Below are 524 nucleotides of genomic sequence, written 5' to 3'. Positions count from 1 at the left end.
CATAGTAACTCTATGCATCACACCAATCGTAACTTTTTTTCCACATACTGGACACAAGTATCCGTGTTTTATTGTTTCTTCAGGTGAGAACCGTATTTTGCAAATTCTGTGTCCGTCATAATGATATTTTCCCTCCTCTGGAAAATATTCTATAGTAAAAAGAAAACGACTATTATCTTTTGTTTTCAGTATTTCCTTTAGTTCCTGGAAATCAAATGCTTGCAGGAAAACGTTTGCCTCTCTTCCAATCTTTTGGGGCGAATGCGCATCTGAATTTGAAACAAGAGTAAATCGGTCAAGTTGCGAAAGTAACCAGTTCATCGGAGGATCACTGCTCAAACCGGTTTCAAGGGCATAAATATTTTCTGTCTGTTCCTCAAAGCATTCTTCTATACTATCAAAACCAGAGTTTGCACCGAAAAGTGAAAAATGGGGTGTCCAGATATGGGCAGGTATTATAAATCCTTCTGGGTCAGCATCTTTTACCAATTTTACAAGTGTTTTGGCATCTATCTGTATAATAG

The 524-nt window shown here is 37.4% G+C and carries 1 protein-coding gene; it reads right to left on the bottom strand.

What is annotated here, in order from left to right:
- A partial coding sequence (locus N2692_03185; protein MCX8016267.1) for an endonuclease Q family protein occupies nucleotides 1–524 on the bottom strand: 524 nt, incomplete at both ends.

It is taken from the genome of Patescibacteria group bacterium (assembly GCA_026415775.1).
Classification (GTDB): domain Bacteria; phylum Patescibacteriota; class Minisyncoccia; order UBA6257; family JAAZHW01; genus SKW32.
This window is presented reverse-complemented; position numbering and strand designations above follow the sequence as displayed.